General features: G+C 46.5%; 7 protein-coding genes and 1 pseudogene. 5 read left to right on the forward strand and 3 right to left on the reverse strand.

The window, feature by feature from the left end:
- The first annotated feature begins 382 nt into the window (after positions 1 to 382).
- The gene (gene grxC / locus BK820_RS14645) at positions 383 to 655 is read left to right on the forward strand and encodes a glutaredoxin 3 (protein WP_005005995.1); all 273 of its coding nucleotides are present in this window, start codon (positions 383 to 385) and stop codon (positions 653 to 655) included.
- A gap of 67 nt (positions 656 to 722) precedes the next feature.
- Positions 723 to 1,004 carry a DUF427 domain-containing protein gene (locus tag BK820_RS14650; protein ID WP_003464986.1) on the forward strand — a complete coding sequence of 94 codons (282 nt, stop codon included), beginning with the start codon at positions 723 to 725 and terminating at the stop codon, positions 1,002 to 1,004.
- A gap of 1,296 nt (positions 1,005 to 2,300) precedes the next feature.
- Here the strand turns inward: BK820_RS14650 and sdhC are convergent.
- A complete protein-coding gene (gene sdhC / locus BK820_RS14665) occupies positions 2,301 to 2,675 on the reverse strand; it encodes a succinate dehydrogenase, cytochrome b556 subunit (protein WP_005005993.1) in 375 nt (124 codons plus the stop codon).
- Positions 2,676 to 2,745: 70 nt separating this feature from the next.
- Here sdhC and BK820_RS14670 point away from each other — a divergent pair.
- Both BK820_RS14670 and BK820_RS15555 read left to right on the forward strand, forming a co-directional pair.
- Positions 2,746 to 2,910: pseudogene (locus BK820_RS14670) on the forward strand (IS4-like element ISAba33 family transposase); the annotation flags it as partial.
- Positions 2,911 to 2,913: 3 nt separating this feature from the next.
- A complete protein-coding gene (locus BK820_RS15555; protein ID WP_164543112.1) occupies positions 2,914 to 3,090 on the forward strand; it encodes a hypothetical protein in 177 nt (58 codons plus the stop codon).
- A gap of 70 nt (positions 3,091 to 3,160) precedes the next feature.
- On the opposite strand, the gene BK820_RS14675 is transcribed toward BK820_RS15555, so the two are convergent.
- Both BK820_RS14675 and BK820_RS14680 read right to left on the reverse strand, forming a co-directional pair.
- Complete coding sequence (locus BK820_RS14675) at positions 3,161 to 3,475, reverse strand: BrnA antitoxin family protein (protein ID WP_071321320.1); 315 nt, start codon at positions 3,473 to 3,475, stop codon at positions 3,161 to 3,163.
- Positions 3,438 to 3,749 carry a BrnT family toxin gene (locus tag BK820_RS14680; protein ID WP_071321321.1) on the reverse strand — a complete coding sequence of 104 codons (312 nt, stop codon included), beginning with the start codon at positions 3,747 to 3,749 and terminating at the stop codon, positions 3,438 to 3,440. The genes BK820_RS14675 and BK820_RS14680 overlap by 38 nt, the downstream gene beginning before the upstream one ends.
- Positions 3,750 to 4,647: 898 nt before the next feature.
- On the opposite strand from BK820_RS14680, the gene ltrA reads away from it, so the two are divergent.
- Positions 4,648 to 5,889, forward strand: coding sequence for a group II intron reverse transcriptase/maturase (gene ltrA / locus BK820_RS14685; RefSeq protein ID WP_071321322.1), 1,242 nt, complete (start codon positions 4,648 to 4,650; stop codon positions 5,887 to 5,889).
- Positions 5,890 to 5,987 lie beyond the last annotated feature (98 nt).

A 5,987-nucleotide genomic window follows, 5' to 3' on the forward strand; every position in this document is an offset into this window, starting at 1 on the left:
CAAACCCGGTACGGTTCACTTCGTACCCCCCGGCCTCTAGAACGCCTTCGCTCGCGATACCTGGCTCGACATCAAGCTCAATTTGAAAGTTCCTGCACTATCCGTCGTCCTGATATGCTCGACCAGCATGATGGGCGATTCGAGCGGGACCGCTTCCGTCCCAATCGAGGCTCGGTTACCTTAGAGCATCGGCTCGGCGCTACAGGAGGCGCGTGCGGCCTCTGCCTGGCGGTGAAAGCACTTTGGGCCATGTCGCCTGGATAGCGGCCAATCGTCAGCATCTGCTCCGATGTCGGCCAAGGTGCAGTCGCCATCTTTGAACGCCGCGAATTGGAGATCAACGCCATGACAGCGATCCGCGTGCAACTGCCGGAGATGCAATATGACAACTGATGTATTGCTGTACACCACGAATTGGTGCCCGTTCTGCCGCCGAGCGAAGGCGCTCCTCAAGGAAAAGGGCGTGCGATGGAAGGAGCTCGATATTGAGGCGGATCCGGCTCACCGGCAGGCCATGGCGGAAGCGTCGGGGCGAAGCTCCGTGCCGCAGATCTTCATCAATGGCACCCTTATCGGTGGCTCCGATGAGCTATTCGCGCTCGATGTCAGAGGCGAGCTCGACAAACTTCTCGGGCGCAACCCGCCTGCCACCTGAGGAGGTGCGGCTTGGGGCAGCCAGCCCGCGAGCCTTCGCCGGTTGATGAATACAAAAGGAGAGTCCGTTGGTCTCAGCCATCTGGAAAGACACTACTATCGCCACAAGCGACGAAACAGTCATCGTCGAGGGAAATCACTACTTCCCACCGTCAGGAGTCGACCTGAGCCTGCTTGAGATGAGCCCGCACACATCTGTCTGTCCGATCAAAGGCGCCGCGCGCTTCTTTCATGTTCGCGCGGGTGACGCGCTCAACGTGAACGCCGCTTGGACCTATCCCGCCCCCACTCCGGATGCCGAGGGTATCCGGGATTACATCGCTTTCTGGAAAGGCGTGGACGTTGCCTAGCAGACTGGACGGACGACTTCGCTGATAGCCATGCGGGCGCCGACATCTCAATTATCCTGCCCACCCCGGGCCTCGTCGGCTGCAGGAATCTGCCCGGCACCTTAGCGCGACCCGGCACTGGCGGTCTCGCACCCGCCGCGCCTCTGTTCTATCAATAAGGATGGATGACATGGAGCATTCCGAGTTCGATGCCGCTTTCGCGAAGCTTGCGGAGGGATACAGAGAAGGGACTTATGAAGGCCGGCGTTTCAGCTTGATCGTCCGGCGATCTGGGGACGGACGTCGCAACAGTCTGTTCGCCAGGGAGTTGGACGGGACTGACATTGTCAGCTTCAACCTCTTCCGCGTTACATCAGATAGGACATTGTTGAAGCCGTGCGAAATGTCCGCCGAAAAGGTCGTAGCGTTCGTGCTGGAGTTCCGACCGGACACCTGACGGGCAGAAGAAGATCCCGGCCAACCGGCGCGCCTGCGACGGCCGGCTATCTAAGGCTGCGCAAGCCTATAGCCGCAGCTCATTGCACTTCGTCTGGCGAGGAATTCAACATCGATACGTCGCCATCCGCGGGGATATCGGTACAGGCGCCCGTGTAAGCCAGATTGAGAAATCCTAAGCGATGACTAACACCAATGACGCCACCCTTCCGACACATTCTATTCTTGAGGAATGCACAGCGATGGCTGTCGTCAACGCTCTGAAGATTATTCTGAAGAACAGCTACGCGATCTACCTTAAGACAAAAAATGCCACTCGGGCGCATCCCGCCCCTACTTCAGGGACTTTCACTTGCTTCTCGCTCTGTCACTCACAGCATCGGCACGCCCATGACGCATGGTATCCAGGCCTCATAATTTTCCCATATAACCTTCTTGTCTTTTGCGCACCCAGAAAGACTCGAGGCTTTAACTGGACAGATGAGCCCTCGAGGGTAGTGTTCACCTGATTGGCTTTCTCATATCTGATGTTGATTCGCACAGTGTGCCAACCAGGTGATAGTTTCAAAAAACCTGCGCTTCAGAGCGAATTAGACGATCTTCGATAAGAGCGATCCGCCTCAAAATCCAAAACATCTAACATTGTCCTAGAGCCATATTTGTACCTAGTACTATGGCGCTCCCATTAACACATTTGATGATGCACAGAAAACTTAGCTCATGATAGCTTTCAGCTAACAGCTATTCGGAAGCCCGAAAGGATTCAACCGTTTAAGCGTGAACCGTCGATTATAAATACTTTCGTAAGTTAGCTTTAAAGGACGCTTTTAGTCCTTGTAAATACGCATTACGACTCCACAGCTACCAAATCCATACGGCGCCAGCAACCATTAAAACACCCGACACTACTAAAACAATAGTAGAGGCGCGATTGCTGCCTTTCAAAGTATGACCAACACCCACATCCATAACTAGGTGTCGAATTCCGGCTACGAGATGATAAATAAATGAAGAGTATACCAACCAGAAACTAACTTTGCCGAAAGGTGAAGAAAAAATCTCCTTGACTTCATTAAAACCCTTTTCTGACTCCAACGATTTGCTCAGCATATACAGTATCAGTCCCAGAAAAATAAAGAGCATAATTCCTGAAATCCGGTGCAGAATCGATGTAAGCGCCGTGAGAGGAAGCTGAATGGTTCGAATATCAAGATTAACCGGCCGCTTTTTATTCATTTTGACTCCAGTCAACAATTCTAGTGGGGGATTTCAGTTTTCGATCTCATTCATCATAGCAGCTGTAACAAAAATAAAGAAGCATGGACGACTCTCAATGAGTTTATTTCGCTATGGTTTAGACTATGTTCAAATGGCGATTCAGCGTTTAATTGGTTTTGGGAAAAAAGAAGAGTTTAAGGAAATTTTGGCAATTTTAAGAAGGCAGAATCCTGATAGGATAAGGGTTCTGTGAAATTTGTCGTGTACAGAGCTAAAAAATATTAAATCAAAAGAGCTTTATAGATTAGGTGAGTCTTTACAATTTTCAGGAATAGCTTTTGATGATGAAAAAATGAAGTTAGGTGAAAAGCTACCTGATTACTGTGCACCAAGACTCGCTTTACCTGGGAACATTGAAAAATTAAAAAAATAACTTATCCGTCATTTTAATTCTACAGGCTTAATATATTACTTCATAAAGAACGAGGCTTAGTCCTCGTTCTTTATGGATGATTTTTCAAATCATTCAACATAGCATCACGCAGAATTTTGTTCATTCGTGTCTGATAGCCTTTACCTTGAGCCTTTAACCACTGCATAACATCGGCATCAATGCGAACAGTTGTCACTTGTTTAGTTGGCTTATAAAACGGATTTTGAACTGCATTTTTCCAAAAGCTCTTATCAAGTTCAGGAATATCCGAAAAGTCTATTTCACTGTCTGGACGTTTAGCTAACGCTTCCAGTCTTGCCTTTTGTTCTTCAGACAAAACAGGAGGATTATTCAAATCCATTTTGTAGGTAACGGTTTTGCTCATATTGTTTCCTCTCTTTTTTCTCTGCCTGTCGTGCTGAAATAATACGGATATGATCTATCCCATTATGGTCTTGTACTGTGTGGGCCACCAATAAAACAGCTTGCCCATGTACCATACCTATCGCTTGCCAACGATATTCACCATTTTCAAAGCGATCCTGTTTGAAGACGGCATGAGCATCATAAAAAACCAAGGTTGCATCTTCAAAAGCTACACCATGTTTTTTGAGGTTTGTTTCTGCTTTATGCTCATCCCATGAAAACTCAATTTCCATAGTTGCATCGCTTTTTGTTAATATAAAAATGTTAATACAAAATTGTAAATTTTGCAAAGTTGTTCCATTTTTTATTGGCAAAATATTACAGAATCGAACATAAAAAAGCCGACTTGTTTCAAAATCGGCTTTTTGGGCATCTTTGGATTTTTCTTGTTTTATTAAGTAATTGATATTTAAATTAATATACAAGTGTATTGCGTATAACCGCCATTATGTTAAATGGAGGGAAAATCTATTTTTAAAGTGATAAAATTATTGTAGTTATTTTTTGTATCCAAAACCCAATACCAGTAAGCCTAATCTTGCACACCGTATTTTCCCATATCTGTTGAAAAACATGGTCATCGATCACTCTAATCAAGTCTGGTGTACAGATATCAGTGTGCCGCAGCAAGCGGCGTAAGAGATGAGGGTATGGCCCCTCGCTATCGGCTTGCAGGAGCAGGTAGCAAACCACCATAAGCGGCTTGGATCAAAAGTCCCGGTCGTGAGCGTTATGGAAAAGGCGTTGTAAAGGCGTCAGGTAAGAATTAGGAAGGCGAACACCAGTGAACTGCCGTTCAAGTGTCGAAAGTACTCAAATGACATCAAAACCGGGGATGGATGTTGCCCCGCGATCAGTTTGGCCGTTACCTGCTTACGGGCCATTCGGTGTCCGGCGTAGAGGCAGCGCGATCCTAATTCAGGCTTTTACGTTGAACTGCGGGAACCTTCGGTGGCGATGTCAAGCGAAAGGTACAAGCTCAAAAGGCAAGGCCGATAATAGCAATGCGTCACCAAGGGGCGGAGCAGCTCGTAGTAGTGTTGAAGTTACTGTAATGGTAATGGAGCGAAGGGGCTGCATTATCCAGGTCTGCGGTCTTGTCAACTGCACAAGCAGGAGGAACAAGGCTTTATGACCAAACCATTTAACATTCCTAAAGCGTTAATTTGGGAGGCATTCAAGAAAGTCAAAGAGAATGGCGGTGCTGCAGGCATCGATCATGAATCTATTGAGCAATTCGAACACCACTTAAAAGGCAACCTGTATAAACTATGGAACCGACTTTGTTCAGGCAGTTATTTTCCACCGCCAGTCAAAGGTGTTCCGATTCCAAAGAAATCAGGTGGGGTACGTATGTTAGGCATTCCAACAGTAGCGGATCGAGTAGCACAAACAGCTGTCAAGCTTATATTGGAGCCACAGATTGATCCTCTATTTCATCCAAACTCTTATGGATATCGTCCAGGGCGTTCTGCCCATGATGCGATAGCTGTGGTGAGACGACGAAGTTGGGAGTATGACTGGGTTGTGGAATTTGATATCAAAGGTCTATTTGATAACATTGATCATAATCTACTCATGCGTGCACTTAAGAAACACTGCGAAATTCCATGGATTCTTCTCTATGTAGAACGCTGGTTAAAAGCACCTATGCAAAATGTAGATGGTCAAGTTTTAGAAAGGAATCACGGCACACCGCAAGGTGGAGTTATCAGTCCTCTATTGGCTAATTTATTTATGCATTATGCTTTTGACATGTGGATTACCAAGAATCTTGCGAGTGTAAGATTCTGCCGCTATGCGGATGATGGAGTAATTCATTGCCGAAGTTTATCTCAAGCCAAACTTGTTTTACAAAAGATTGGTGCACGATTTCGTGAATGTGGACTCGAATTGCATCCAGATAAGACAAAGATTGTTTATTGCCAAGATGTGAATCGTCGCCAAGCATATCCAGATGTTCAATTTACTTTTCTCGGGTACACGTTTAGGCCCCGTAAGGCTGTGGACAAGTATAAAAGAGTTTATGTAAATTTCTCTCCTGCAGTCAGTCGTGATGCACTTAAAACAATGCGACAGACTATTCGGAAATGGCATCTACATCTGATGTGTAATCGCGAATTAAGTGATTTATCTGCAATATTTAATCCAATTCTTCAAGGTTGGCAGCAATACTATGGTCGATTCCATGGTTCAGCAATGTCAGCGATCTGGCAACACATGAATGCTTATCTTATACGCTGGATGAGGCGTAAGTATAAAAACTTGGCCCGTCATAAAAGACGGGCTAGATATGCCTTAGGGCGACTTGCGCGTGATTTTCCAAATGCCTTTGTGCACTGGAAAATGGGATGTTTACCATCGGTTGGATAATGGGAGCCGGATGAGCTGAGAGGTTCACGTCCGGTTCTGCGAGGGGCTAAGGGTGAGATTCCCTTGGTCTACTCACCCGTACATTCCTATGGCTAAAG

Source organism: Acinetobacter sp. LCT-H3 (genome assembly GCF_001866125.1).
Taxonomy (GTDB): domain Bacteria; phylum Pseudomonadota; class Gammaproteobacteria; order Pseudomonadales; family Moraxellaceae; genus Acinetobacter; species Acinetobacter schindleri.